Source organism: Lactiplantibacillus plajomi (assembly GCF_005405405.1).
In the GTDB taxonomy this organism is placed as follows: Bacteria; Bacillota; Bacilli; order Lactobacillales; family Lactobacillaceae; genus Lactiplantibacillus; species Lactiplantibacillus plajomi.
In genome coordinates this window covers 1-23349 of the sequence record NZ_BJDZ01000017.1, presented here as the reverse complement: position 1 = coordinate 23349, position 23349 = coordinate 1, and the positions used below count along the sequence as shown (strand labels likewise).

At 50.2% G+C, this 23349-nt stretch carries 22 protein-coding genes, 21 tRNA genes and 2 rRNA genes; 8 read left to right on the top strand and 37 right to left on the bottom strand.

Going from position 1 to position 23349, the window contains the following annotated elements:
• Positions 1 to 149: 149 nt before the first annotated feature.
• Entirely contained in the window at positions 150 to 515 is a 366-nt protein-coding gene (locus tag FFM82_RS08250) for a DUF3397 domain-containing protein (RefSeq protein WP_137645365.1), read from the bottom strand.
• Positions 516 to 684: 169 nt separating this feature from the next.
• Between FFM82_RS08250 and FFM82_RS08245 the strand changes: the two genes are divergently transcribed.
• Positions 685 to 807, top strand: coding sequence for a DUF4044 domain-containing protein (locus FFM82_RS08245; protein WP_174795693.1), 123 nt, complete (start codon positions 685 to 687; stop codon positions 805 to 807).
• Between the two features lie 75 nt (positions 808 to 882).
• Here FFM82_RS08245 and FFM82_RS08240 read toward each other — a convergent pair whose 3' ends face one another.
• Both FFM82_RS08240 and FFM82_RS08235 read right to left on the bottom strand, forming a co-directional pair.
• Positions 883 to 3168: a DNA translocase FtsK gene (locus FFM82_RS08240; protein ID WP_371852244.1), complete on the bottom strand. Its 2286-nt coding sequence runs from the start codon at positions 3166 to 3168 to the stop codon at positions 883 to 885.
• Between the two features lie 171 nt (positions 3169 to 3339).
• Positions 3340 to 3852 (bottom strand): tRNA (cytidine(34)-2'-O)-methyltransferase, encoded by a 513-nt coding sequence (locus FFM82_RS08235; protein WP_137645363.1) that lies wholly within the window; start codon positions 3850 to 3852, stop codon positions 3340 to 3342.
• 151 nt (positions 3853 to 4003) lie between these two features.
• Between FFM82_RS08235 and FFM82_RS08230 the strand changes: the two genes are divergently transcribed.
• Together FFM82_RS08230 and brnQ are read left to right on the top strand one after the other, a co-directional pair.
• Positions 4004 to 4654, top strand: a complete 651-nt coding sequence (locus FFM82_RS08230; RefSeq protein WP_137645362.1) for an NAD(P)-dependent oxidoreductase — start codon at positions 4004 to 4006, stop codon at positions 4652 to 4654.
• 311 nt (positions 4655 to 4965) lie between these two features.
• Complete coding sequence (brnQ, locus tag FFM82_RS08225; RefSeq protein ID WP_137645361.1) at positions 4966 to 6306, top strand: branched-chain amino acid transport system II carrier protein; 1341 nt, start codon at positions 4966 to 4968, stop codon at positions 6304 to 6306.
• 216 nt (positions 6307 to 6522) lie between these two features.
• Here the strand turns inward: brnQ and FFM82_RS08220 are convergent, their stop codons facing one another.
• Positions 6523 to 7374, bottom strand: coding sequence for a methyltransferase domain-containing protein (locus FFM82_RS08220; RefSeq protein WP_137645360.1), 852 nt, complete (start codon positions 7372 to 7374; stop codon positions 6523 to 6525).
• 174 nt (positions 7375 to 7548) lie between these two features.
• On the opposite strand from FFM82_RS08220, the gene rpsN reads away from it, so the two are divergent.
• A complete protein-coding gene (gene rpsN, locus FFM82_RS08215; protein WP_137645359.1) occupies positions 7549 to 7818 on the top strand; it encodes a 30S ribosomal protein S14 in 270 nt (89 codons plus the stop codon).
• A gap of 71 nt (positions 7819 to 7889) precedes the next feature.
• Here the strand turns inward: rpsN and FFM82_RS08210 are convergent, their stop codons facing one another.
• Both FFM82_RS08210 and FFM82_RS08205 read right to left on the bottom strand, forming a co-directional pair.
• Complete coding sequence (locus FFM82_RS08210) at positions 7890 to 9029, bottom strand: AI-2E family transporter (protein WP_137645358.1); 1140 nt, start codon at positions 9027 to 9029, stop codon at positions 7890 to 7892.
• A 13-nt stretch (positions 9030 to 9042) separates the two neighbouring features.
• Positions 9043 to 9402, bottom strand: a complete 360-nt coding sequence (locus FFM82_RS08205; RefSeq protein WP_137645357.1) for a PTS glucitol/sorbitol transporter subunit IIA — start codon at positions 9400 to 9402, stop codon at positions 9043 to 9045.
• A gap of 135 nt (positions 9403 to 9537) precedes the next feature.
• On the opposite strand from FFM82_RS08205, the gene FFM82_RS08200 reads away from it, so the two are divergent.
• Together FFM82_RS08200 and FFM82_RS08195 are read left to right on the top strand one after the other, a co-directional pair.
• Entirely contained in the window at positions 9538 to 10557 is a 1020-nt protein-coding gene (locus FFM82_RS08200) for a lactonase family protein (RefSeq protein WP_137645356.1), read from the top strand.
• A gap of 23 nt (positions 10558 to 10580) precedes the next feature.
• Positions 10581 to 11219, top strand: coding sequence for a copper homeostasis protein CutC (locus FFM82_RS08195; protein WP_137645355.1), 639 nt, complete (start codon positions 10581 to 10583; stop codon positions 11217 to 11219).
• 54 nt (positions 11220 to 11273) lie between these two features.
• Here FFM82_RS08195 and FFM82_RS08190 read toward each other — a convergent pair whose 3' ends face one another.
• The 3 genes from FFM82_RS08190 to yjbM are packed head-to-tail and all read right to left on the bottom strand — an operon-like array spanning position 11274 to position 13614.
• Positions 11274 to 12161 (bottom strand): RluA family pseudouridine synthase, encoded by an 888-nt coding sequence (locus FFM82_RS08190; protein ID WP_137645354.1) that lies wholly within the window; start codon positions 12159 to 12161, stop codon positions 11274 to 11276.
• Positions 12158 to 12955 (bottom strand): NAD kinase, encoded by a 798-nt coding sequence (locus FFM82_RS08185; protein ID WP_137645353.1) that lies wholly within the window; start codon positions 12953 to 12955, stop codon positions 12158 to 12160. Before FFM82_RS08185 ends, FFM82_RS08190 begins: the two co-directional genes overlap by 4 nt.
• Complete coding sequence (gene yjbM / locus FFM82_RS08180) at positions 12952 to 13614, bottom strand: GTP diphosphokinase (protein ID WP_137645352.1); 663 nt, start codon at positions 13612 to 13614, stop codon at positions 12952 to 12954. Before yjbM ends, FFM82_RS08185 begins: the two co-directional genes overlap by 4 nt.
• Before the next feature lie 298 nt (positions 13615 to 13912).
• Here yjbM and FFM82_RS08175 point away from each other — a divergent pair, with 298 nt between their 5' ends.
• Entirely contained in the window at positions 13913 to 14545 is a 633-nt protein-coding gene (locus FFM82_RS08175; protein WP_137645351.1) for a DsbA family protein, read from the top strand.
• 121 nt (positions 14546 to 14666) lie between these two features.
• On the opposite strand, the gene pepF is transcribed toward FFM82_RS08175, so the two are convergent.
• The 4 genes from pepF to spxA all read right to left on the bottom strand — a co-directional run bounded on the left by pepF (position 14667) and on the right by spxA (position 18984).
• Complete coding sequence (pepF, locus tag FFM82_RS08170; RefSeq protein WP_137645350.1) at positions 14667 to 16481, bottom strand: oligoendopeptidase F; 1815 nt, start codon at positions 16479 to 16481, stop codon at positions 14667 to 14669.
• A gap of 78 nt (positions 16482 to 16559) precedes the next feature.
• Positions 16560 to 17636, bottom strand: a complete 1077-nt coding sequence (locus tag FFM82_RS08165) for a competence protein CoiA (protein ID WP_137645349.1) — start codon at positions 17634 to 17636, stop codon at positions 16560 to 16562.
• Positions 17637 to 17715: 79 nt separating this feature from the next.
• Complete coding sequence (locus FFM82_RS08160; RefSeq protein WP_137645348.1) at positions 17716 to 18447, bottom strand: adaptor protein MecA; 732 nt, start codon at positions 18445 to 18447, stop codon at positions 17716 to 17718.
• A gap of 138 nt (positions 18448 to 18585) precedes the next feature.
• Complete coding sequence (gene spxA, locus FFM82_RS08155) at positions 18586 to 18984, bottom strand: transcriptional regulator SpxA (protein WP_137645347.1); 399 nt, start codon at positions 18982 to 18984, stop codon at positions 18586 to 18588.
• Positions 18985 to 19462: 478 nt separating this feature from the next.
• On the opposite strand from spxA, the gene FFM82_RS08150 reads away from it, so the two are divergent.
• Positions 19463 to 19963 (top strand): hypothetical protein, encoded by a 501-nt coding sequence (locus FFM82_RS08150; RefSeq protein WP_137645346.1) that lies wholly within the window; start codon positions 19463 to 19465, stop codon positions 19961 to 19963.
• Positions 19964 to 20383: 420 nt separating this feature from the next.
• Here FFM82_RS08150 and FFM82_RS08145 read toward each other — a convergent pair whose 3' ends face one another.
• The 24 genes from FFM82_RS08145 to rrf (FFM82_RS08030) all read right to left on the bottom strand — a co-directional run.
• On the bottom strand, positions 20384 to 20563 hold the full coding sequence (locus tag FFM82_RS08145) for a PspC domain-containing protein (RefSeq protein ID WP_137645345.1): 180 nt from the start codon (positions 20561 to 20563) through the stop codon (positions 20384 to 20386).
• 595 nt (positions 20564 to 21158) lie between these two features.
• A tRNA-Asp gene (locus FFM82_RS08140) sits at positions 21159 to 21233 on the bottom strand.
• A gap of 2 nt (positions 21234 to 21235) precedes the next feature.
• A tRNA-Met gene (locus tag FFM82_RS08135) sits at positions 21236 to 21309 on the bottom strand.
• A 9-nt stretch (positions 21310 to 21318) separates the two neighbouring features.
• Positions 21319 to 21391 (bottom strand) — tRNA-Glu (locus FFM82_RS08130).
• 19 nt (positions 21392 to 21410) lie between these two features.
• Positions 21411 to 21498 (bottom strand) — tRNA-Ser (locus FFM82_RS08125).
• A gap of 6 nt (positions 21499 to 21504) precedes the next feature.
• Positions 21505 to 21579, bottom strand: a tRNA-Ile gene (locus FFM82_RS08120).
• 5 nt (positions 21580 to 21584) lie between these two features.
• Positions 21585 to 21655, bottom strand: a tRNA-Gly gene (locus FFM82_RS08115).
• Between the two features lie 15 nt (positions 21656 to 21670).
• Positions 21671 to 21743, bottom strand: a tRNA-Phe gene (locus FFM82_RS08110).
• 31 nt (positions 21744 to 21774) lie between these two features.
• Positions 21775 to 21849: transfer RNA gene (locus FFM82_RS08105), tRNA-Asp, on the bottom strand.
• A 3-nt stretch (positions 21850 to 21852) separates the two neighbouring features.
• Positions 21853 to 21926, bottom strand: a tRNA-Met gene (locus FFM82_RS08100).
• 6 nt (positions 21927 to 21932) lie between these two features.
• Positions 21933 to 22022 (bottom strand) — tRNA-Ser (locus FFM82_RS08095).
• Between the two features lie 42 nt (positions 22023 to 22064).
• Positions 22065 to 22138 (bottom strand) — tRNA-Ile (locus FFM82_RS08090).
• Positions 22139 to 22154: 16 nt separating this feature from the next.
• Positions 22155 to 22228, bottom strand: a tRNA-Met gene (locus FFM82_RS08085).
• Positions 22229 to 22256: 28 nt separating this feature from the next.
• A tRNA-Pro gene (locus FFM82_RS08080) sits at positions 22257 to 22330 on the bottom strand.
• A 5-nt stretch (positions 22331 to 22335) separates the two neighbouring features.
• Positions 22336 to 22409 (bottom strand) — tRNA-Arg (locus FFM82_RS08075).
• 13 nt (positions 22410 to 22422) lie between these two features.
• A tRNA-Leu gene (locus FFM82_RS08070) sits at positions 22423 to 22508 on the bottom strand.
• Positions 22509 to 22527: 19 nt separating this feature from the next.
• Positions 22528 to 22599 (bottom strand) — tRNA-Gly (locus tag FFM82_RS08065).
• Positions 22600 to 22615: 16 nt separating this feature from the next.
• A tRNA-Thr gene (locus tag FFM82_RS08060) sits at positions 22616 to 22688 on the bottom strand.
• Positions 22689 to 22780: 92 nt separating this feature from the next.
• A tRNA-Lys gene (locus FFM82_RS08055) sits at positions 22781 to 22853 on the bottom strand.
• A gap of 3 nt (positions 22854 to 22856) precedes the next feature.
• Positions 22857 to 22929, bottom strand: a tRNA-Val gene (locus tag FFM82_RS08050).
• Between the two features lie 5 nt (positions 22930 to 22934).
• Positions 22935 to 23051 (bottom strand): 5S ribosomal RNA (gene rrf / locus FFM82_RS08045).
• A gap of 43 nt (positions 23052 to 23094) precedes the next feature.
• Positions 23095 to 23167, bottom strand: a tRNA-Lys gene (locus tag FFM82_RS08040).
• Between the two features lie 3 nt (positions 23168 to 23170).
• A tRNA-Val gene (locus FFM82_RS08035) sits at positions 23171 to 23243 on the bottom strand.
• A 7-nt stretch (positions 23244 to 23250) separates the two neighbouring features.
• Positions 23251 to 23349: ribosomal RNA gene (gene rrf / locus FFM82_RS08030) — 5S ribosomal RNA — on the bottom strand; the annotation flags it as partial.

Below are 23349 nucleotides of genomic sequence, written 5' to 3'. Positions count from 1 at the left end.
TTAAACATAAGTCAAGTCTACCACACCCCCCCACTTCCTACCACATAGTTTTTAGACTTTTCGAAATTGTTAACAAAATGTCAAAAAAAGCCCCACCTAACGACGATTCGTTAGGTGGGGCTCAGTGGGGAATCATCCCAATAAAGTCCTTATTCAAAAACCAAGTGAATCATGAGGGCGACCAGGTAAACCACGATGGTTAAAATATCCAATAATCGCCAATACTGCTTAAAAAACCGGCCGTATAAAACTTCACCGCGTTGAAGCCCCTCGATCAGGGTCAGGCCGATTCCCAAGATCATCATCGAAACGACTTCGTAGGGCAGTAACGAACTATCCGTTACTTGGCGAGTCAGAAAATGGGTAAACACAATCAGTAACGGTGGCCAAAAATCAATCAGAACAAGTCCGCGGGGCCAGATCCGGCGGCCAACCCGGCGAAGGCCTAATATAATCACCGAGACGGCCGCCAGTAAAATAATTTGGCCGAACCAGGTCGTGAATAATTCTTGCATATGGTTTCCTCCGTATCGGTTTTATTATAGTGATTGTTTCCCGCCTTTTCAATGCTCAGCTGGTGATCGGTGCCCGTACCCGTTAATCTTCAAGAATTTATTTGAAAAAAAGCTGATTCCAAGTTAAACTATGGAAGAATTACTTAAAAAGTGTGGTGCAATTATCCTAATGAAGAAAAAATCAACGTTTCAAAAGATCACCATGGTTGTGGTGTGGTTGATGATCCTGGCCACGGTTGGCTCGCTGGTCCTCACTGCGCTCTATTCACTCGGCCTGATGAACTTCGGCTAGCCCGAACAACAAACTAAAAGCGACGGTCCTCAGAAAGTAGTTTTTCTGAGGGCCGTCGCTTTTAGTTTAGGCTAATTAAGTTTGGGAATCATCCGCGGGAGCGTCTTCCGCCGGTTTTTGGCGGTAGACTTTGCGCGGTTTGCTCCCTTCGGACGGGCCGACCACGCCGCGTTCTTCCATCTCATCAACAATGCGGGCCGCCCGGTTGTAACCGATTCGGAAGCGCCGTTGCAGCATCGAGACGCTGGCCGACTGTTGATCCGTAACCAGTTCGACGGCTTCGGCATAGTACTCGTCTTCGCCGTCGCGCGGGTCACCACTTTCTTCCGGTTCATCGTCTTTAACCAGCATACTGTCATCGTATTCGGCCGTCTGCTGTTCTTTAATGAAGTTCACGACTTGTTCCACGTCGTGATCGGAGACGTACGCCCCTTGCACCCGAAGCGGCTTATTCATCCCCATCGGTTGGTAGAGCATGTCCCCACGGCCAAGTAACTTTTCGGCACCGTTGCTATCAATGATCGTCCGTGAATCCGTCCCGCTAGAAACCGCGAAGGCCATCCGTGACGGCACGTTAGCTTTGATCAGCCCGGTAATCACGTCGACCGAGGGCCGTTGGGTCGCTAAGATCATGTGAATCCCGGCGGCCCGGGCCATCTGCCCTAGCCGGATAATCGCGTCTTCGACTTCACTGGAGGTCACCATCATTAAGTCGGCCAATTCGTCCACGATGACTACGATGTACGGCAAAACTGGTCGCTGCTTGCCATCGGCGGCGTTCTGCTGGCGAATATACTGGTTGTAGCCCTGCATATTACGCTGCTTCGAATCCGCAAATAGTTCGTAGCGCCGTTCCATTTCTGCCACCACTTTATGAAGCGCCCGCGCCGCCTTCTTCGGTTCGGTAACCACCGGTGTCAGTAGGTGGGGAATCCCGTTATAGACTCCTAATTCCACCTTCTTCGGATCGATTAGCATAAATTTGACCTGGTTGGGCTTGGTGTTCATCAGTAAGCCGGTAATCATCACGTTAATTGCCACCGATTTCCCACTCCCAGTCGAACCGGCAATTAGCAAGTGCGGCATCTTCGCTAGGTCCGCGACGACCAGGTTACCGGAAACGTCGCGTCCCAACGGCACCGCCAACGGTTTCGTTGGGTGCGCCGGCTGAGCCTCAACGATATCGCGGAACGACACCGTTGAAATCTGCTTGTTCGGCACTTCAATCCCAATCAACGACTTCCCCGGAATCGGCGCTTCGATCCGTAAATCCTTAGCCGCTAGCGCCAGGGCGAGGTCATCCGCCAAGTTAACGACCTTGCTGACCTTAACGCCGACCGCCGGGTGTAATTCGTACTTGGTCACCGAAGGGCCTAGACTCACGTGTTTAACTTCGACTTGCACGCCAAAGCTAGCTAAGGTTGTTTTCAACTTTTCCGAATTGCTTTCAATCGTCGCGTACTCGGCACTCTGGTCAGTTTTCGGAATCTTAGTCAGCAATTCCGAAGACGGTAGCGTGTAATTCGCATCATCGACCGCTTGGGTCCCTAGCAAATCCTCGTCATCGCTCGCAGCCGCCGCTTCCGAAGCTGGCGCGTCACTGGTAGCCGGTTTTTGGTCGCTGGCCACCGTAATGTTTACGTCCGACCGTGGCGCGGTCGCCACTGGGGCTTGTGAAGCCGGTGCTTGCGATTTTGGTGCCACCGGTTCGGGTTCAGGCGCTGGTTGCGGTTTGGGCGGCGTCTGCTGATTTTGTTTAATTTGCTGGTGCGCCCGCCAGCGAGCAATTTGAACCCGCGTTTTGCGGGCTAACCAGTCATAACCTTGTGCGACGTGCTGACCAGCCGTGACTAAGCCTTCACGGACAACTTGGACCGTCTCGTGAAACGGCAAATTAAAGGTAATGAACACCCCGGCAATGATCAGCATCGTTGCAATGATCACCGTGCCGACGTTGGCAAACAACGGGTAGGTCACCGCGTAGCCAAGTGCGCCGATGAGCCCGCCACCCAGGTCACTGGTACGACCACCGGTTGCAAAGTCGTTTTTAATCAAGCTCCAGGTCGTGCTGACAAATTCCGTGTGGCGGTTAAGCCGGTTAAAGGTCCCGATTTCCAGTAAGACCAAGCTACTAAATAGGATTAAATTGCCACCCGTCCACCAGCGCCAGGTTAAACGCGGCCAACGACCAAAAATCATCAGGTAACCCGCAACTAACAAGGTCAACCCGGCCAAGACCAGACTGGCATTACCGGCAATCAGCCGAAAACACTCGGCAAAGAACCCCCCGACCAACCCGAGTTGGAACAGGGCTAACAAGGTGATCAACACGCCGATAAGGCCAACCACGTTAGCCGTCATTTGACGCTTAGCCACCTTTTTAGCTGCCGGTCGTCGTTTTTTAGTTGTCGTTCGTTTACGCGCCACTTCTCTTCATCCTTTCACTAACGTCGTCTTCATGCGCCCCGGCCACCTAAAAAGCGCGCCTGCTGAAGACGCGCTTTGGCGCAACGGTTCCGGTAGCCGGCCACGTTATTTTAATTTATCGTTTTCGTACTGGTGTGACCGTTCCAAGTTCGGGAAGCCCTGCTGACGCAACGCTTCGTAAATGACAATCGCCGCCGAATTCGACAGGTTCAACGCCCGAATGTGCGAATCGTCCTGCGGAATCCGAATGGCTTTTTCCGGGTACCGGCGCATAAACGGTTCCGGCAAGCCGGTGGTTTCCTTGCCAAATAAGAAGTAGTGGTCCTTGCTAGTATCACTATAATCAACGTCACTATAATCGTGGTTCGCAAACTTCGACACTAAGTACAGCTGGTTCAAATCTGGGATGCTTTCAATAAACGCGGGTAAGTCCGCGTGCATCCGAACGTCGACACTATCCCAGTAATCCAAACCGGCCCGTTTTAAATGCTTATCATCGATCTTAAAGCCTAAGGGTTCGATCAGGTGTAGGACCGTATCCGTCCCGGCACAGGTCCGGGCAATATTACCCGTGTTAGCGGGCATCAATGGTTCAAATAATGCAATATGGTTTGTCAAAATAATCTTCCTCTATCTCGAAATAGTTTTCCCTTGCTATCATACCATGTTCAAGCAACGAGCGCCTAGCCCTTAACAAAGGCTTATTGCTCGAAATAACCGGTCAACTCGTTTATACTAATCACTGACTAAAAGTAAGGAGTGACGTTTAATGAACATCATGATCATCGGCGCAACCGGCATGGCTGGTTCCGCCATCACTAAGGAAGCCCTTCAACGCGGGCACCGGGTCCTGGCAATTGGCCGTTCCGAAGAAAAATTGGCCACTTTACCAACTAACCCCAACCTCACGACTAAGGCAACCGACGCCTTTGCACTCACCACAAAGGACTTACAAGCCGTCGACGTGGTTGTTGACGCGATGGCCTGCCCACCAGACCAAGCCTACCTGCACGTCGACCTCGCGACCCAACTCGTTGCACGCCTACGCGGAACCACCAGCCCCCGGCTCGTCTTCATTCTCGGGGCCGGTAGCTTACGGACCGGTGCCGACCAGCACCTGTTCGTGCGTGACTTGGAAAAGGATCCGGCTGCGGCTAGCTTCATCGCCGTTCCCCAAAACCAACTGGCCGAACTGACCTTCCTGCAAACCGTCAAAAACGTCAACTGGGTCGGGATCTCCCCCGCCGCTGATTTTCACGCCGGACCCGCAAGTCGCCTCCTTTTAGGTGACGACCAGCTACTGGTCAACGCGGCCGGTGACTCCGTTACGACCAGCGGTACCATGGCGGTTGCCGTACTAGACGAAATCGAACAGCCTAACCACCAGCAGACCCGCTTCACGGTTGCAAACCAGGCATAATTTTAACGCTCAGCTAGAAGCCGTGATCAACGTCACGGCTTTTTTTCTGCAATCGGTCAAGTCCGAGTGGCAACTTTCCGCCTTGCCGGTTAGTCCTAAAGCGGCTAAATACGTGATTCCGGCGCGGATAGGTACCCGTCCTGATAATGATTTAAACCAGTGGCAATATCGAAATCAAGCTGACGGTTAATGACGTGCTCAATTTCGGACCCACCGGTACTTTTTAGCCACTTCTCATTAACTTCTCGCCATTTCATGCTAAGCTTTTAAGTTACAAGCTTCATCAAACCTACATTGAAAGTTGGGATAACATGCACAACCGTTTATCCGGACGGAATTTACTCTTCATCGGAACGATGTTATTCGGCCTCTTTTTTGGCGCTGGTAACTTGATTTTTCCAATTTTTCTCGGTCAGCAAGCCGGCCAAAACGTTGGCCGTGCGATTGTCGGCCTGCTGATCACCGGGATTGGCCTGCCGCTACTCGGGGTGATTGGGATGGGGCTGACGCGCAGCAACGGCGTCTTCGACCTGGCCGCCCGGGTTAGCCGGCCGTACGCGTACGGTTTCACCGTCATTTTGTACCTGACACTCGGGCCGTTATTCGCGATGCCGCGCTTAGCCACGACCGCCTTTCAAATTGGCTTGGCGCCGTTCATCGCGACCAACCATCAGACTCTCGCCCTACTCCTCTTTTCGCTACTTTTCTTCGGGGCAACCTGGGCGTTGGCGCGCCGGCCCGGTAAAATTTTGACCTACGTTGGTAAGTGGCTCACACCGCTATTTTTGATCCTGCTCGGCGCACTCATGCTGGTCGCGCTAGTTCGCCCAATGGGAAATTTGCAGACCGCGGCCCGCGGTGCCTACGCTAGCGCCCCACTCCTAACCGGGTTTACCGAAGGCTATAACACGATGGACGCGTTAGCCTCACTGGCCTTTGGCATCGTCGTCATTGACGCCATCCGCGACCTCGGGATTGATGATCCGACTCAAATCGCCAGCGGCACGATTAAAGCGGGCGTTATCAGTATGTCCTTAATGGGCCTGATTTACGCCGGACTTGCCGTGATTGGGACCATGAGTCTCGGTCAGTTCACCGCGGCCGAAAATGGTGGCATCACGCTCGCCCAAATCGCCGCTTACTATTTTGGTCCGTTAGGAAACGTCCTGCTCGCCTTGATCGTCATCATCGCCTGTTTAAAAACCGCAATTGGCTTGACCAGCGCGTTCGGGGAAACCCTCCACGGTATTTTTCCAAAGATCGGCTACCGCTGGCTCATCATTTTAGCGTGCGGCTTACCGGCCATTCTGGCCAACGCGGGGTTGACCCAGTTGATTCAATATTCAACACCAATCTTAATGCTGCTTTACCCGCTCGCCATCGTACTCATTATTTTGGCCGTCTGTTCACCGTGGTTGGGGACCTCACGCCGGCTATTCGCCATGACCACCGCTTGGACACTGATTCCCGCCATTTTAGCCGGAGTCAACGCCCTCCCGCGGGGACTGGCGACCAAAACTTGGGCCCAATTCTTAATCAGCTTAAACGCCCGTTTACCGTTAGCCGCGTTGGGACTCGGTTGGACGGTTCCCGCTCTGATTGGCCTGATTATTGGTATTCTAATCAGTCGCCGACCGATCACCCATCATTAACGACTTAAAAGCGCATCGAAAAATCCGAAACGATTTTTCAGTGCGCTTTAATTTTTGATATTAAAAAAACGTAGTATTTCGGTGTGGGCACGGCGAAACGCTACGTTAATGAAGTACAACTCGGTAGTCACCAACGACGTTGATCGATGTTAACTACCAAACGATTTCTCATGGGTTATCTTAACACCCACTTATAGATGATGCAAGCTTGGTCTATCAGTTTTTTGTTATTAATAGACTGACGTCCACGGTGATCCGGTCTAACCCTTGTGACTTGGCCGCAGCCAAACTAGCGGCCGTTGCGCCCCAGTGTAGCGGCGTCATGACCAGTAGATCCTCAAACGCCACGTTAGTCAGGTCAAAAGCGTAACGAATCCGTTGCACCGTCGCGGTCGGATAATGCTGATGAAAAAGATCCAGTACCCGTTGGTTATCGTACTGATACTGGCGGTCAGTCGGTTCAAATAATAAGTGCCGCAGTTCGACCAAATATTCCGGATTCGGCACGACTTTCAGTAACTGACCACCGGGAGCTAGCACCCGCTCAAATTCGGCGTAGGCTGACGGTGAAAATACGTCCATGATAGCCGTAAAGGCGTCGTCCGTGAACGGTAACTGGGCTAAGTCCGCCACACAGTAATACGCCGGGGTCGTCAGTTGAGTTGCTAAGTTGACGCCGGCCTTACTAATATCAAAGCCAATCCCGACGTCCTCAGCGTTAGCGTGCTGCTCTAGTAACTGGGCGAGCGGGGTCCCCTCACCACTCCCAATATCTAAAATTCGTTGTGGGGTCGCCGGTAGCGCCTGGTTGATGGCCGTTACGATTGGGCCAAAGAAGCCAGCTTGCAACACCCGCCGGCGCGCGGCTAACATGTCCGCGTCGTATTCACTCTGTACCTGGTGGGTCAAAAAGTACAGCGTCCCCTTCTTGGAAAAGTCGAGCTGGTGACCGTTGGGACAGTGCAAGCTGTGGTCGGCCACGCTCGTATAGGCCGCCCCGCAAACTAAGCAGCGAAACCGGTCAACGTTAGCCGCCACAAACTGCATGCCACGTTCAATTTTTTTCACATTCTCACCCGTTTTCTGTCATTCTCGTCTATCATGATACCATAGCCGAACAAAATAATCGTCTTCCCGTGGTGAACGTGGTAAGGTAAGAACCGTTCTAAAACACATTTAAACTTGTCTGAATTGATTTGCGTGCGGATAATCAAACCCACTATATAAAGGAGTTATTCAGACATGGCTAAAAAATCCAAGATTGCCAAAGAACGGAAAATTGAAGCAACGGTTGCGCGTTACGCAGAACGACGGGCGGCTTTGAAAGCCGCCGGCGACTACGCGGGCTTAGCAAAATTGCCGCGCAACGCCTCACCGGTACGGATTCACCGGCGCGACCAACTCGACGGCCGGCCCCACGCCTACTTACGTCAATTCGGCATGTCACGGCTCAATTTCCGGCGGCTCGCCCATGCGGGCCAGATTCCCGGTGTTAAAAAGGCCAGTTGGTAAATTTCAATCTTCAGTTTTAAGCTAAAAATAACTGTCAGAAAGTTTTCTGACAGTTATTTTTGTATCCACTATTAAGATTTAGTCGTCCGGTCCGTTTGATAAAGGTCGGAATGTTCACGGTACCACGTAAAGAAGTGCGTCCAAAAGACTTTTAGAATCGCGTAACCCGGAATCCCAAAGATCACACCCATTAGGCCGAAAATCTTCCCCGCCACCAGCAACACGATCAAAATCGTGACCGGGTGGATGGCCAGGCTGCTCCCCAACACTAACGGTGAAATCAGCCGGCCCTCAATCGTTTGTTCGATTAAGAACACAATCAGGACTTGCACTAGCATCCACGGGGACGTCACTAAGGCAATCACCACCGAAGGTACCATGGCTAAAAACGAGCCGAGGTACGGGATCAGGTTTAAAATGCCAGCCGCGATTCCCAGCGTCAACGCAAACTTCAAGCCGATAATGCTATAACCAATGGCAAACATCACCGCAACGCAGAACGCCACCGTTAATTGGCCACGAATGTAGTTACTGACCTGACTATTGATTTCGTTGAGCATCTTTAGAAAACTCGTCCGAATCCTAGCCGGAACGAACTTAGCCAAATACGGTGGTAACTGGTGACCATCGCGTAGTAAGTAGAATAAGATAAACGGCATGGTGATCAGGCCGATAATGACGGTCGTTACGGTGCTAAAGACACTCGTTAACGACGAAACCGTGCCGGTCAGGTACTTCGAAAAGCGGCCGCTGACTAGGGCACTCAAGTCGGTATTCCACTGTTCCAGTTGGTCACGGAAAACGCTGAACTGCGGGTCATTAAACCACTTATCGAATTCGTTACTGGCACTTTGCCAGTATTTGGGCCAGTCGTTAATAATCGTTAGCGTTTGGTCGCGAATCGTCGGGATAATGGCGACGATACCCAAGACGATCAGCCCGACGATGATGACGAACAGGCCAATAATCGTCCAGGTCCGGCGTACGTGGTACTTGCGTTCCAAACGGTCGACCAGCGGGTTCATTAAGTAATAGAGGACCCCCGCTAAGATAATTGGAAAACCAACGATACTAAAGAATTGGCGCACCGGTGTCCAGATCCACTTGACCTGATTACCTAAAAATAAAATCGCTAGGATCAACAAAATAATCACGAGCACCCGAATCGTACGGCGGCCCTTTTCACGCGACCTCGTCACGTCTGGTTTCAATCAATCACTCCCCTTACGGTTGGTACGAGATAATACTACCCTCGTGCACGGATGGCAGTGCCGTGGGCGTTAAATAAATCCCATTTTCCATCGGCTTAGCGGGTACTTCGGTAAAGTACAACGTTGCGTGTCCGATCGACGTCAAGTTGGCGGCGACCAACGCACCCGCAAAAGCGACCGTGTAGGCCTGATCATCAATTGAAATGGTGCTTCCCTTTTCCAACGTTAAGTGTTCCACTGGGGAAGTAAACGTTTGAATAATGGCGATCTGCTGTAAATCTTCCGTTGCGGTCGTATCAAACAAAACTAATACCGGATCCTTTGGATTAATCGCCTTGGGACCAATTGATGAAACTGTTGCCGTAATTGCCATAATTATCGGACTCCCATCCATTTTTTATTTAAGTTAATTGTAGCATAGCCTAATTCTTCCACGCCAATTTGTCATCGCTTACAATCAGATTAATTATGCTATACTGAAAATATCTTTCAAGGAGGTTTTGCACCCATGCAAGAACGCGTTTTATTTGGAACTTACACAAAAAAAGACAGTCGGGGGATTTATCAAGGCACCCTCGATACGACGGCGAAAACCTTATCAAACGATGGGCTACTCGTCGCCACCGACAACCCGACCTACCTTGCCCTTTCCGCCAAGGATCGGCTTTACAGCGTTGATAAGCAGGATGATGAGGGCGGGGTGGCAGCCTGGCAACTCACCGACCGGCAAGCTACGCCACTAAACGCCGTCATTGCACCCGGGACGCCGCCTGCTTACGTGGCCGTGGATGAAGCCCGCCAGCTGGTGTACAGCGCTAATTACCATAAGGGAACCGTCGAAGTCATGAAAATCAAGGCCGACGGTGGCCTGGAACTGACCGACCAGGTTCAACACAGTGGTAGCGGTCCGCGGCCCGAACAGACGGCGGCCCACATCCACTATACCGACCTGACGCCCGATAACCGTTTAGCCGTTATCGACCTCGGCGCTGACCGGGTTTACGTTTACAACGTTAGCTCAGCCGGAAAATTATCCGAGCAGTCGGTGCTCGAATTAAATCCCGGGTTTGGTCCCCGTCACCTAGTCTTCAGTCCGGATGGGCAGACTGCCTACCTCGCCGGTGAACTATCTAGCCAGGTTGCGACCCTCGCTTACGATGCCACAACCGGTGCTTTCACCGTTAAGCAGGTTGTTAAAACGATTCCGACGGACTTTGCCGCGCATAACGGTGCGGCGGCCATCCGCCTAAGTCACGACGGCCACTTTCTTTACGTTTCCAACCGGGGCTACAATAGCTTAGCCGTTTTTGCGGTCGCTGGCACTCAACAGCCTAAACTGGTCCAACAAATCAGTACTGAGGGGGATTTCCCACGGGACTTCGACCTTGACCCGACTGAAGAATTCGTCGTGGTCGTTAACCAGAACAGTGACAATGCAACATTATTTGCCCGCGACTTAACAAGTGGTAAACTAAGCCTACTGCAAAAAGACGTTAACGTCCCCGAAGGCGTTTGCGTTCGTTTCTAATCTAAACAAAAAGGATGACGAAGATGTTATTAAAAGAGGTCGCACTTGAAAACTACACGGCGATCCCGGCGGCAATTGCTGCGGGTGCCAACCGGATCGAACTCAACGACAACTTAGCCGTTGGCGGCACGACCGTCAGTCGGGGTGTCATGGCGGAAGCCGCTAAGTACACCCAGGAGCACGGCGTTAGTCTGGTGGCCATGATTCGGCCACGCGGCGGTAATTTCGTGTATAACGATACCGAGCTAAAAATCATGGAAGCCGACTTACTGTCCGCCCAAGCACTCGGCGTTGACGGCGTGGCACTCGGTGCGCTGACTAGTGCCGGAGCCCTCGATACCGAAGCAATGGCATTACTAGTCGGTGCCGCCGGCGGAATGAGTGTCACGTTCCACATGGCCTTTGACGCCCTGGCAACCGATCAACGGGCCACCGCCATCGATTGGTTGGTTGAACACGGCGTTGACCGTATTTTGACCCACGGGGGACCACTCGACCAACCGATTACCGCCTGCCTTGATCAAATTCGGCAAACGATCGACCAGGCTGCCGGGCGCATCCAAATCTTACCCGGTGGCGGCATCACGGCGGCCAACGTCGACACCGTGACCCAGCAACTCGGGGTCACCCAGGCCCATGGGACTAAAATCATCCGTTACTAACTCACAAAGAGTTAAAGCGGGCAACTGACCACGCGTCAGTTGCCCGCTTTTTGATTAGTTAGTTTCAATTAAGCGTGCTAAATCCGCCGGCAACGGCGCAAACGTCACCAGTGGCCGACCAAGAAATGGGTCGGCAAACTGAAGTTGCATACAATGCAACGCCTGACGGTCGATGCCAGCATCCAACGGGCCGTCGTAAAGTGCGTCACCCAGTAACGGGTGGCCGGCCGCTGCAAAGTGGACCCTGATCTGGTGGGTCCGCCCCGAATGTAGCCGCACGCGGACCACCGTCCGGTCAGTGAACCGTTTAACCACCCAGTACTCGGTTAACGATGGCTTCCCCGCTGGCGTCACCGTCCGTTTGATAAATGAATCGGCCGCCCGCCCGATTGGTTGGTCGAACCAACCGTGGTCCTCGGTGATCGTCCCAGCGACCACGGCCAAATACATCTTCTTCATGGCGTGCGCTTTTAGCTGGTGGTCGATAATCGAATGGGCAAAGTGGTGCTTGGCAAATAGCACGATTCCACTCGTATCACGGTCCAGCCGCGTCGTAATATGAACGACTTCGTTTTGGTACCCCTGGGCGCGGTAATAACCCTTAACGCGGTTAGCCAGCGTATTATCCGGTAACGCGTGGGCCGGCACCGAGGCGACCCCCGCTGGCTTATTAACAATCAAGAAGTCGCGGTCCTCATATAAAATGTTGATGGGTAAATCGGAAACGCCGAGGTGGTCGTTGCCGATTTCAGCCGGTGTGACCATCGTGACCGTCTCGCCCCCGTGCAACATGTGAATCGCTAGGACCGCTTGCCCGTTGACCAGGATCGCGCCACCGTGAAACTTGACCTTTTTCAGCAAACTGCGCGTGACCCCGTGTTGACTGAGCAAGGTTTTGACCTTCATCGGCGTTGAACTAGTATTTTGCCACGTAAACCTCATTCGTCTAACCCGATAAATGACGTGCCGACCCGCTTCCAGAAGCGGTTATGCCGGTGTTGCGCAAACGCAATCCGGCGGTTCGCAATTGAATAGCAGATCTTCTCGATCGGTCGCGGCTGGGTATCAAGCTGGTCGGCCGTAAACAAAAAGTTCCCCTGTTGCTGCGGACGCACCGTGATTTTTTCATACGGCGCCACGATCACTGGTGAGCCCAACGTCCGGAAAACGCGGTTATTAATTGAGGCAATTTCCGCCATTTGTAACGCGTCTAAGCGCGGGTGGATCACCGCCCCGCCGACCGACTTATTATAGGCCGTCGAACCGGTTGGCGTGGAAATACACAGTCCGTCGCCACGAAAGCGCTCAAACAGTTCATCCTGAATGTACACGTCCACGACCATCGTACTGCCTAACTTTTTCAACGTCGATTCGTTTAACGCGAGGTAGGCATCCGTCCCACCATCCGCATAGGTCACTTCCACGGACAGTAACGGGTAAGTCACGCTCTGACCATTATCGCGCAATAAACCGTCAACTAGTTGATCAATTTCGTAATCCCGCCAATCGGTATAAAACCCAAGGTGCCCGGTATGCACCCCGACAAAGCGAACCTGATCGACCATCTGGCTATAGTGATGAAACGCCGACAATAACGTGCCGTCGCCCCCGACAGATAGCACAATGTCCGGGTGCTGATTGTCAATGTCAAACCCGGCAGCAACTAATTTTTGGTGTAATTCGGTCACCACCCGTTGGCTCTTGGCACTGCCATTCGCAAAAATGGTCACTTTCATTGATCGTTATCTTCCTTCGTTGACGACGCATCCGCGTCCGGACTCCATTTGCCATACGAAAATAGGCTCTGGGCTTCTTGAATCTCTTCGCGGATCTCCGACATTTCTTTATCCAAACTAAAGGCCGCTTCAGCAGCCCGTTGCAGCCGCTGACTCAAATTTTCGGGGAAATCGCCCTGATACTTGTAATTTAACGAGTGCTCAATTGTCGCCCAAAAATTCATGGCTAACGTCCGCACTTGAATTTCAGCTAAGATTTTTTTCTCCCCGCCAACCAGTTGGACCGGATATTCGATGACAATGTGGTACGAGCGGTACCCGGACGGTTTCTCGTTACTTATGTAGTCCCGTTCTTCCAAGATGGTCATGTCGGTACGTTTACGCAGTAAGTCGACGACCTGGTAAATATCCTCAACAAACTGACACATGATCCGCAGTCCGGCGATATCTTGCATATCCTGTTCGAGCCGGTCCTCCTGAACCTTACGCCGTACCATTTTTTCTTTGATACTATCAACCGGTTTGACCCGGCCGGTGACAAATTCGATCGGTTCGTGTTGATTCAAATCACGAAACTGCTTGCGCATCCCGCGTAACTTAACTTTTAGCTCGTCAACGGCTTGTTGATAAGGCAATAAAAAATGGTTCCAATCCTCCATCAGGACACCTCCACTTCAATCCATACCCCACAAATTTTACCATATTTCGGTTAATTAGGATATGAACGTTACTCGGTTCAATAATTAACATTAACAAGCACGCCCACAACCCCATTACGAACAAATTACTTTACGAAACTTGAAAATCAGTGCATGATAAGGCTCGAAGGTTTAATTCAAATAACGATTAAGCCGTGGTTAGAATCGACGTAATGATGAAATGAAAAGCTTGCAAATACCTCAGTTGATTTGGTATTCTGCACTATGATGCGAATGAAGAAAGTGGAGGAATCATGACGTGTTAGAAGTGTATTTATTTGTTAATCCGTTAGCCAACCAATGCGTCCAAGATGAGAAGAACGTCTTACGCTTGGCGAACGATTCGGACAAGCAAATTCAATTTCAATTCGTACCGTTGCTAAATATCAACGTTATCCAACGGACACTTAAGAACCAGGGTATCCAACTCAATGACTGGCAGGAACAAAACCGTCAGTCCCAAATGCTCTACCGCGTTATCCTAGACTATAAAGCAGCGCTGTTCCAAGGTAAAAAGCGGGGGCGCAACTTCTTGATTGCGATGCAATCGGCAATGCTAAAGGCCAAGCAACACTACTCGGAAGAACTGGTCCGCGACGTTGCCGAGGCCTGTAAGATTGACTTGGACATGTTTATGGAAGACCGCGACGGCCAGCTTGCTAAGCAGGCGTTCCAGGCTGACCAGCGGCTCGCTTCAGAAATGAACATTACCGAAGCCTCTTCCGCCGTTGTGTTTGATTGTGACCAGTACGACTACGGGGTCTTGTTAGAACATTTTAACTACGCCACCTTAGCCGACCTGGTCAACGGTACGCTTGATCCGTTCCACAACGTTCCCCGGCACGCGGCCAGTTGTGAGGCGTTTCAAGCCGCTCAGTTACACGTTTTATAATTCAGTGCTTTTGCAATTATTTTACGGGCGTTGCCCATTAATTCAAGGCAGACCGGTTATCACTGGTCACTAAAATAGCGTATTTCCGATTTTTCGGAAATACGCTATTTTTTTAACCCGTTTAACGGTTCGCTTTCACGAGCTGTTCAAATTCATTCAACCGTTGTTCAAAAACGTCAAAGGCAGCGTCCAGGTAATCCGGCTTGGTCATGTCGACCCCGGCCGCGTGCATCACGTCAATCGGGAACGCCGATGAGCCGGCTTTCAGATAGCCCAAATAATCCTTGACCGCCCCCGCTTCGTGACTCGTAATTCGCTGTGCTAGTGTTGAAGCAGCGGCGAAGCCGGTCGCGTATTGGTAAACGTAATAGTTATAGTAAAAGTGCGGAATCCGCGCCCACTCGTCCGCAATTTGGGGGTCACTTACGACCGCGTCGCCGTAATAACGTTGGTTTAACGCGAGGTACTGTTCGGATAACCGGTCGGCCGTTAACGCCTGTCCAGCGGCTTCCTGTTCGTGCAGCCACTGTTCAAATTCCGCAAACTGAGTTTGACGGAAGACGGTCCCTTTAAACCCGTCAAGGTAGTAATTTAAAACGTAAGCCCGCATCTGCGGATCGGTTTCGTGAGCTAAGAAGTAATCGGTCAGCAGGTTTTCGTTCGTCGTAGACGCAATTTCCGCCACAAAGATGGCGTAATCGCCGTACTGGTAAGGTTGCGTATGGGTCGTATAGTACGAATGCATACTGTGCCCCATTTCGTGAACCAGCGTGTATAAGTTATCGATATTATCTTGCCAGTTCAACAAAATATACGGTGCCGTATCGTAGACGCCCGACGAGTAGGCCCCACTACGCTTACCCTGATTTTCAACCACGTCGATCCAGCGGGAATGAAACGCCGTCTTAACGTGCTTGACATAGTCGGTCCCGAGCACCTTCAGTGCTTTGAGGGCGGTAGCCTGCGCCTGCTGGTAGGTGTAATTCACGGCTGGTTTCGCCGTTAACGGCGTGTACAGGTCGTACATGTGTAATTCGTCGCAACCCAGCAACTCCTTGCGTAACGCGACGTAACGGTGCAATAAATCCAAGTGATGGTCAACCGAATCAACTAACGAGTCATACACCGAAATTGGGATCTGGTTGCCAGCAAGTGCGGCCGTACGGGCGTCGGGATAGTGGTGCACTTGGGCGCTAAAGTTATGCACTTTAACTTGCCCGGCTAAGGTCGAAGCCAACGTCCGCCGAAACTGCCCGTACACTTGATACAGGGCTTCGAAAGCTTCGCGCCGAACGGCCGGCTTGGTCGACTCCAGTAAGACGCCGTAAAGTCCCTGCGAGAGTTTGACCGCATTGCCCGCCTCATCGGTCACCGTTGGAAACTCAAAATCGGCGTTATTGAGTACCCCAAACGTTTTAGCCGAAGAATCGAAGATATCACTAGCACAGGCGAGTAACGCCTCTTCTTTTTCGGAAAGGACGTGCCCCTTTTGTAAGCGCACCGTATCCAGTAAGTGGCGATAATCCCGTAGCGCCACGTTTTCGTCTAAATATTGATCCAACTGCGCGGGACTCAGGGTCAACAACGCCGGCTCGAACCAGGCCGTAGCGGCCGCCGCCTTCGCCGTTAAACCGTTAGCTTGGTCGTCCAACGCGGCGTTAGTGCTATTCCCCGTATCCTGATCACTCTTTAAGCTTGCGTAAACCGCAACTTTTTCCAACCGCCGGTACAGGCTTAAAACCCCCTGAATTCCGGCTAAAACGTTGTCGGCTGATTCGGTAAAGTGGTCTTTTAGCGCCGTCACCGTTGGAATCTCAGCCTTAATTTTGGTGACGTCGGCGTCATAGTCGGCCTGCGTTGCGTAAATTAACGTCAGATCCCAAGTTAAGGCTTCGGGCACGGCCGCGCGTGTCGGAAGCTGTTTCGTTGCTACCATGTAATTCCCTCCAGTTAAATTTGATATAAACTTAGGTTACCACAATCCGTCCTGAATGCCGCACTGATTGTTTCTAAATTAGTGCTTTTTCCAAGCAACTTGCACCGGGCGTAACTGCCAAGAATCTGTGGCCCAACGAATAACATCAAAGGCAACCAACGTTTTAATCACCCCATCGATCAACTGGTCAGAATGACATGCGGGTGGCCAAAGGCAGGCGTTGGCCGCGAGTAACGGACGTAACGTCGTCATCAACAACGTACGCAACTGGGACGAACTCATTCGTACTGGACAACGGCGCAACTTAAAGAAAATAGCGAGTTGCCAAACGAACCCCGATCCGCGCAACAACGGCGGCCGTACCTGCGTCGACCACACCCAGGCCGGTAACTGCTGTAAACTGCCCCCGTGCTGATAACATTCTAATTGCAACTGTCTGAGCTGGTGATTAGCCCCTAAGCGCCCCGCCATAATGGCCGCTTCGCTATTTGCCGTGACTGGGGAGACGATGACGTGCGCACTGGGCTGCCAGCACCAAACCCGTTGTACGGCCACCTGGCTTGTAAACTGTATTTGGCGGGACCGCAGCGGCTTAAAATCGACGTTAGCCAGTTGATAGTGAAGCGTTAGCCGCCCGCAGGTTACGTCCCAAATGGGAATATAATAGCCCCAGTTCTGGGCAAATTGTAAAAACTTAATCGCCTTACCGTGCCGGGTCACCCCCTTGGCGTACGGGTGGCCCAATAACCACCAGACCCGGTAACCATGTTCGCGATAACCGGTCGTGCGTGCCGCTAAACGCTGAACCGATAAGGGGGCGCATTGAAATTCAATTGCCAACGGCTGCTGGTTAACGCCAAAGACCAGGACATCCGGTCGCTGGTGAAGCGCTGGTAGCGGTGCTTCCAATTGCACCCGGTAACCGCTACGCGCAAACCAGGCCGCCAGTTGCCGTTTTCCCTGCAAATGCTCGGCCGTTTCGCCCTCTGAAAAACTCGCACAGTCAAAGCTCGGTTGGTGGGCAAAGTGAGCAATCATCGTCGTTCCCCGTTTTAAAATAACCGGTGCGTGACACTGCGGACAGTGGTAATTCTGTGAGCGCCGTGCGGTTTCCGCTCGAACCAATTGTTGTTGGTGGTTTTCTGCAATCAACATACGACCACCCCCCTTTACCGGTCAACTCCGTAAAAAGGAACAAAAAAATCGTGGCCCAACGACCACGATTTTTTTATCATTATTTAAAATAATGCCGCACCGTTTCTAGAGCAGCGTTCGACATGACTTTTTCACCGTGTTCCAGTAAAACGTCCGCCGTAATTTTTGCTAAATCCGCGTATTCTAACGCGACTGATAAATCGTCCTTAATGGTGCCCGCAGAAGACTGATCCACAAAGAAAACCAGTTCCATGTAGTACTGATCACGGAACTTATACAAGTTCGACGCCATTCCCTCCGGCCGGAAGAACTGGGCCAACGCAATCACGTCTTCAAAACTATTGAACTGCAGCACGTACGACTTAGTTGGCGTATCCGGATCTTCAATATACGGATCCAAATCATTCGTATCACGGGTCGTATTATATTGGACCCCCTTAGGCTGAGCCGCGTCATCCGTGTCAGTCTGCATCAATTTACGTTTCAAGTAATCCGAAACGTCGTCTTGTGACGATTGATTATCCGATTGGGTTGACGACTGGGTCGCCTTCTCAATCGTATCTTGTAAGTTTTCACTGTTTTTGCTGATAAATAATTCTAGTCCGTTGCGATTTGGTAAAACTTGGAAAGTCACGGCATCGTTATCTTGGAATTGATGATCAACATCAACTTCTTCGAGGATGCTATAAAAGAAACTTTCAATTTGCTTATGATTCCCTAGTAAATCCAGAACGCGAATCCCGCGTTCATTGAGATCATCGTTGCCGATGAGTACGCGAATCGTATCTTCATTGATTCGTTCCATCTCCATTGCAGATCCACCCCTTTCTAAGTGTCAAGGGCCATAATCACTATCACAATTCTAACTTATTTCAGCGCATTGTAAAGTAATCTATCTGAAAATAAAAGAATTGGCTAATTAGTTCACCTAACTAGCCAATCCATCGGTTTAGATATTTGCTAATTGCTGCGCCCGTAATAGCTCGATTGTCCGAATTTTGCGTGGTAAGAAGCGCCGAATTTCGTCTTCATTATAGCCAACTTGCAACCGTTTCTCATCCAACACGATCGGTCGTCTGAGCAAACTAGGATCGCGACTGATTAAACCGTAAAGTTGTGATAATGATAAATCGTCAATATCCACGTTAAGTTGTTGGAACGCCTTTGAGCGGGTCGAAATAATTTCTTCGGTCCCGGTTTCCGTTAACCGCAAGATATTTTTAATTTCGTCCATTGAAAGTGGTTCGGTAAATAAGTTGCGCTCACGGAATTCAATATCATGAGTTTGTAACCAAAGTTTGGCTTTGCGACATGAAGTACAACTTGGTGCGGTATATAAAATAACCATTCGGGTTCCTCCTTGGAGAGCGACAACGTTACTACCCTGATAACAATATTTATTATACCCCTTTAAGTTTTAAATGTGAATAGGTTTTGTAAAATATATCTAGTAAACGTGTGTAAAATAATAAACAATAATTAATTTTCTGTTTTATAAATCGAAATTCAGCCGACTTTGAAACGCAAATTGTTAGGAATTAGATTGCAAGCAACCGTTTTTATGCTTATTATAATCATAACTATTTATTACTGGTACCAGTTCCAGACGAACGGCACATGATTCCGTTGGTTCGAAGGTTAACCTAATTCTTATTGTTATTATTTATATTTATTGGTCGGATCCTCGGAAACGTGCTAATTAGTTTACATCGCAAGTCCGGTTGAATAACTTGTTAAATTGAAAATTGGCAGCGTAACCAAACATGTTTTCATTTGCTTTAAAAAACACGTATAATATATATTGTAATAATTAAGGAGTGATTAAGATGAGTGGAAAAGTTTCAGCAACCTTCGGGACTCGAAAAATTTTAACCATGGTTCAGCAACAAAACGCTGACCGCGACTTGCTATTAATGCAAGCCAACGCTACCGAAGATCGTTACATGCTGCTCGACTTGACTGGTGAACCAACCGTATTTTCAAGTCCCGTAACGTATGACGTTCTCCTGGCTAAAGGAACGGAAGATTGGCACGGGATGACCAGTTTCATCTTCGTTGACCTCCCCACTGAGGAACAAAAAGTATTTGCGTCCAAATTTAGTGGCTTCCGGCACGATTATGACCGTCCCGACGGTTTAAAGCATTTCTGTATTTTACGGGAAACTAAGAACGATGCTGGCTTCGTTATCGTGACTAACTGGCACCGTGACTCAGAATACGCGGTTTGGTTACGAAGCGAATCCTTCAAGCCGTTTGCAAAGTACATTAATTCCGACTATGACTACCACGAAAGTCGTTACACGTTCGTGCGCTCGTTAAAATCATAGTTTAATTACTTTAGAAGTGGCGGCACAATCGCCTCAATTTGTAAAAAGAGTGGTACCGAAAAATCTTGTTTAGATTCTTCGGTACCATTTTTTTATTTACCCTGATAACTGTTTTACGCATAGGCTATCGACACACTGTGCTAAATTTTTATGGTCACAAACTATAATAATTCGTAACCATTTTTGCTAACCACAGGCGCCACATACGCCCCAGTTACTTCAGTCGCTTATGATGAGAGTGCTCAACTTTTGGCAATCAGCAACGACGTCCTAACTAACAACCAATACGGCATCCTAATCAAGCTTGCGTAACCTAGGTCAAAAGCATCACCGCGTCATTTTAAGCACTATCTGGAGAGCTGTAAGAAACTCTGCAAGTCATCTTAACTACTAGCTCACGTTTTACGATTAGGCACTTTACTACTCCAGAAAATCATTCTCTGGTATTTTAGCCATTAAAAATAAATAGATCCAAAAAAAGACACCACTACCAAAGAAGAAAACTAAGCGTACGGCTACCACGGAAACATCGAAGTATTCCGCAATTCCACCGCAAACACCTGCGATTAACCGACCTTTTTTTGATCTCCTGAGTTCCATTAAAACCCCTCCCGTGAAACGATTCCTTTTAATGCGCACCACCTTAACTTTAAGGATACCACTGAGTTAACCTATATTCGAGCTTGTTTTACGTCGAATCGAACAAGGCCACCAGCTCAATGGGTGCTTATTCGAATAGCTACATCCCCTCATCATTTGACGCACGTTCTACCCTGCAATTGAATTAGTGATGCCCATGATGAAATTACCGCCAAAACACCGCTTTCTAGACCGACCGCTACCAAATGGCGACTTTTACTCACACGTTGCAGACAGAATACCGCATCTGCTTATCCGTACCCCTAAGGCGGTGATGCACCATAACGTCAGCTAATTCCGTTGAAAATTTCGCAAATACCATGGTTGGCTTGCCGACCTCCCGTTACGCAGCCACCTCAGCACCTTTGACACCTGGCTCCCAATCACACAGCCAGCCCATACGGTAGCAAAAATTGCGCTTGATAGTCAATTAAGCTGATAGACGAACTCAGTCGTACCTCCTATGCTTGCCATAATTGATCATTACGCCAAGCTGTAGGAGGATTTAGCGCAAAAAAAGACGCATTCAACTGAATGCGTCAACCGTTATCTGTAACGGTCCGTACGAGACTCGAACTCGTGATCTCCTGCGTGACAGGCAGGCGTCCTAAACCAACTAGACCAACGGACCAATTGCGGGAGCAGGGTTTGAACCTGCGACCTTCGGGTTATGAGCCCGACGAGCTACCAGACTGCTCCATCCCGCGATAATATAATGACCCCTACGGGATTCGAACCCATGTTACTGCCGTGAAAGGGCAGTGTCTTAAACCACTTGACCAAGGGGTCATATTTATAAATAAAACAACGGAGAAGGAGGGATTCGAACCCTCGCACCGCTTTCGCGATCTACACCCTTAGCAGGGGCGCCTCTTCAGCCACTTGAGTACTTCTCCAAAATATGGGCCTAAATGGACTTGAACCATCGACCTCACGCTTATCAGGCGTGCGCTCTAAACCAGCTGAGCTATAGGCCCATGAAAGCGGGTAACGAGAATCGGACTCGCGACAACAGCTTGGAAGGCTGTGGTTTTACCACTAAACTATACCCGCATATGAACACAGATATGGCGCGGGACGGAATCGAACCGCCGACACATGGAGCTTCAATCCATTGCTCTACCGACTGAGCTACCGAGCCATTGTAGCCATGAAGTTTTATTTTGTAGAAACGGTCCGTACGAGACTCGAACTCGTGATCTCCTGCGTGACAGGCAGGCGTCCTAAACCAACTAGACCAACGGACCAAATTGCGGGAGCAGGGTTTGAACCTGCGACCTTCGGGTTATGAGCCCGACGAGCTACCAGACTGCTCCATCCCGCGATAATAAGGAGGATGAGAGATTCGAACTCTCGCGTGGTTTGACCCACCTGACGGTTTTCAAGACCGTTCCCTTCAGCCAGACTTGGGTAATCCTCCATGTAAGATGTAACTAGGAACACGTCCACTAGTATCAGTAGATGGACCTTGTAGGGCTCGAACCTACGACCGGACGGTTATGAGCCGTCTGCTCTAACCAACTGAGCTAAAGGTCCAAGCGCTTATTCCTAATCGCGGCAGGGGGAATCGAACCCTCGACCTCCCGGGTATGAACCGGACGCTCTAGCCAGCTGAGCTACACCGCGATCTGCTAAATAATCTATGATTATTTAATCGGGAAAACAGGATTCGAACCTGCGACCCCCTGGTCCCAAACCAGGTGCTCTACCAAGCTGAGCTATTTCCCGTACTATGCACCCAGTAGGAGTCGAACCTACAACCTTCTGATTCGTAGTCAGACACTCTATCCAATTGCGCTATGGGTGCTTCATAATAATAATGCCGAGGACCGGGATCGAACCGGTACGGTTATCACTAACCGCAGGATTTTAAGTCCTGTGCGTCTGCCAATTCCGCCACCCCGGCAACACTATTGATGGTACTAAGCGGAAGACGGGATTCGAACCCGCGACCCCCACCATGGCAAGGTGATGTTCTACCACTGAACTACTTCCGCATAATTATTCAGTTAATGCCGACTAGAGGATTCGAACCTCCGACCCCCTGTTTACAAGACAGATGCTCTGCCAGCTGAGCTAAGTCGGCATGACGATTAACACAACTATAATAGCATAACATGCCAAGTCACATAAATCAACAAAAACTTTGAATTAATATTCAATTTTGAACCGTAACAATGAGCCGTGACAGTCTCGAACTGTCGACCCTCTGATTAAAAGTCAGATGCTCTACCAACTGAGCTAACGGCTCAAATGGAGGATACAGGGCTCGAACCTGTGACCCTCTGCTTGTAAGGCAGACGCTCTCCCAACTGAGCTAATCCTCCAAAATGCATGACAACGTCCTACCCTCGCAGGGAGCGATCCCCCAACTACTCTCGGCGCTAAGAAGCTTGACTTCTGTGTTCGACATGGGAACAGGTATATCCTTCTTGCCATCGTTACCACACTTTTGAAACCAAAATATTCAATTTCATTAACCTTGCGGTTAATGAGCCGTGACAGTCTCGAACTGTCGACCCTCTGATTAAAAGTCAGATGCTCTACCAACTGAGCTAACGGCTCAAATGGAGGATACAGGGCTCGAACCTGTGACCCTCTGCTTGTAAGGCAGACGCTCTCCCAACTGAGCTAATCCTCCAAAAAATGCATGGCAACGTCCTACCCTCGCAGGGAGCGATCCCCCAACTACTCTCGGCGCTAAGAAGCTTAACTTCTGTGTTCGACATGGGAACAGGTGTATCCTT

Coding starts and splice junctions, on each gene's coding strand:
- FFM82_RS08145 (WP_137645345.1), bottom strand. CDS start 20,563: ATGGAACTCAGGAGATCAAAAAAAGGTCGGTTAATCGCAGGTGTTTGC.
- pepF (WP_137645350.1), bottom strand. CDS start 16,481: ATGGTAGCAACGAAACAGCTTCCGACACGCGCGGCCGTGCCCGAAGCC.
- FFM82_RS08150 (WP_137645346.1), top strand. CDS start 19,463: ATGAGTGGAAAAGTTTCAGCAACCTTCGGGACTCGAAAAATTTTAACC.
- FFM82_RS08195 (WP_137645355.1), top strand. CDS start 10,581: ATGTTATTAAAAGAGGTCGCACTTGAAAACTACACGGCGATCCCGGCG.
- FFM82_RS08165 (WP_137645349.1), bottom strand. CDS start 17,636: ATGTTGATTGCAGAAAACCACCAACAACAATTGGTTCGAGCGGAAACC.
- rpsN (WP_137645359.1), top strand. CDS start 7,549: ATGGCTAAAAAATCCAAGATTGCCAAAGAACGGAAAATTGAAGCAACG.
- yjbM (WP_137645352.1), bottom strand. CDS start 13,614: ATGGAGGATTGGAACCATTTTTTATTGCCTTATCAACAAGCCGTTGAC.
- FFM82_RS08190 (WP_137645354.1), bottom strand. CDS start 12,161: ATGAGGTTTACGTGGCAAAATACTAGTTCAACGCCGATGAAGGTCAAA.
- FFM82_RS08205 (WP_137645357.1), bottom strand. CDS start 9,402: ATGGCAATTACGGCAACAGTTTCATCAATTGGTCCCAAGGCGATTAAT.
- FFM82_RS08185 (WP_137645353.1), bottom strand. CDS start 12,955: ATGAAAGTGACCATTTTTGCGAATGGCAGTGCCAAGAGCCAACGGGTG.
- FFM82_RS08160 (WP_137645348.1), bottom strand. CDS start 18,447: ATGGAGATGGAACGAATCAATGAAGATACGATTCGCGTACTCATCGGC.
- FFM82_RS08200 (WP_137645356.1), top strand. CDS start 9,538: ATGCAAGAACGCGTTTTATTTGGAACTTACACAAAAAAAGACAGTCGG.
- spxA (WP_137645347.1), bottom strand. CDS start 18,984: ATGGTTATTTTATATACCGCACCAAGTTGTACTTCATGTCGCAAAGCC.
- FFM82_RS08240 (WP_371852244.1), bottom strand. CDS start 3,168: ATGACGGCTAACGTGGTTGGCCTTATCGGCGTGTTGATCACCTTGTTA.
- FFM82_RS08230 (WP_137645362.1), top strand. CDS start 4,004: ATGAACATCATGATCATCGGCGCAACCGGCATGGCTGGTTCCGCCATC.
- FFM82_RS08250 (WP_137645365.1), bottom strand. CDS start 515: ATGCAAGAATTATTCACGACCTGGTTCGGCCAAATTATTTTACTGGCG.
- FFM82_RS08245 (WP_174795693.1), top strand. CDS start 685: ATGAAGAAAAAATCAACGTTTCAAAAGATCACCATGGTTGTGGTGTGG.
- brnQ (WP_137645361.1), top strand. CDS start 4,966: ATGCACAACCGTTTATCCGGACGGAATTTACTCTTCATCGGAACGATG.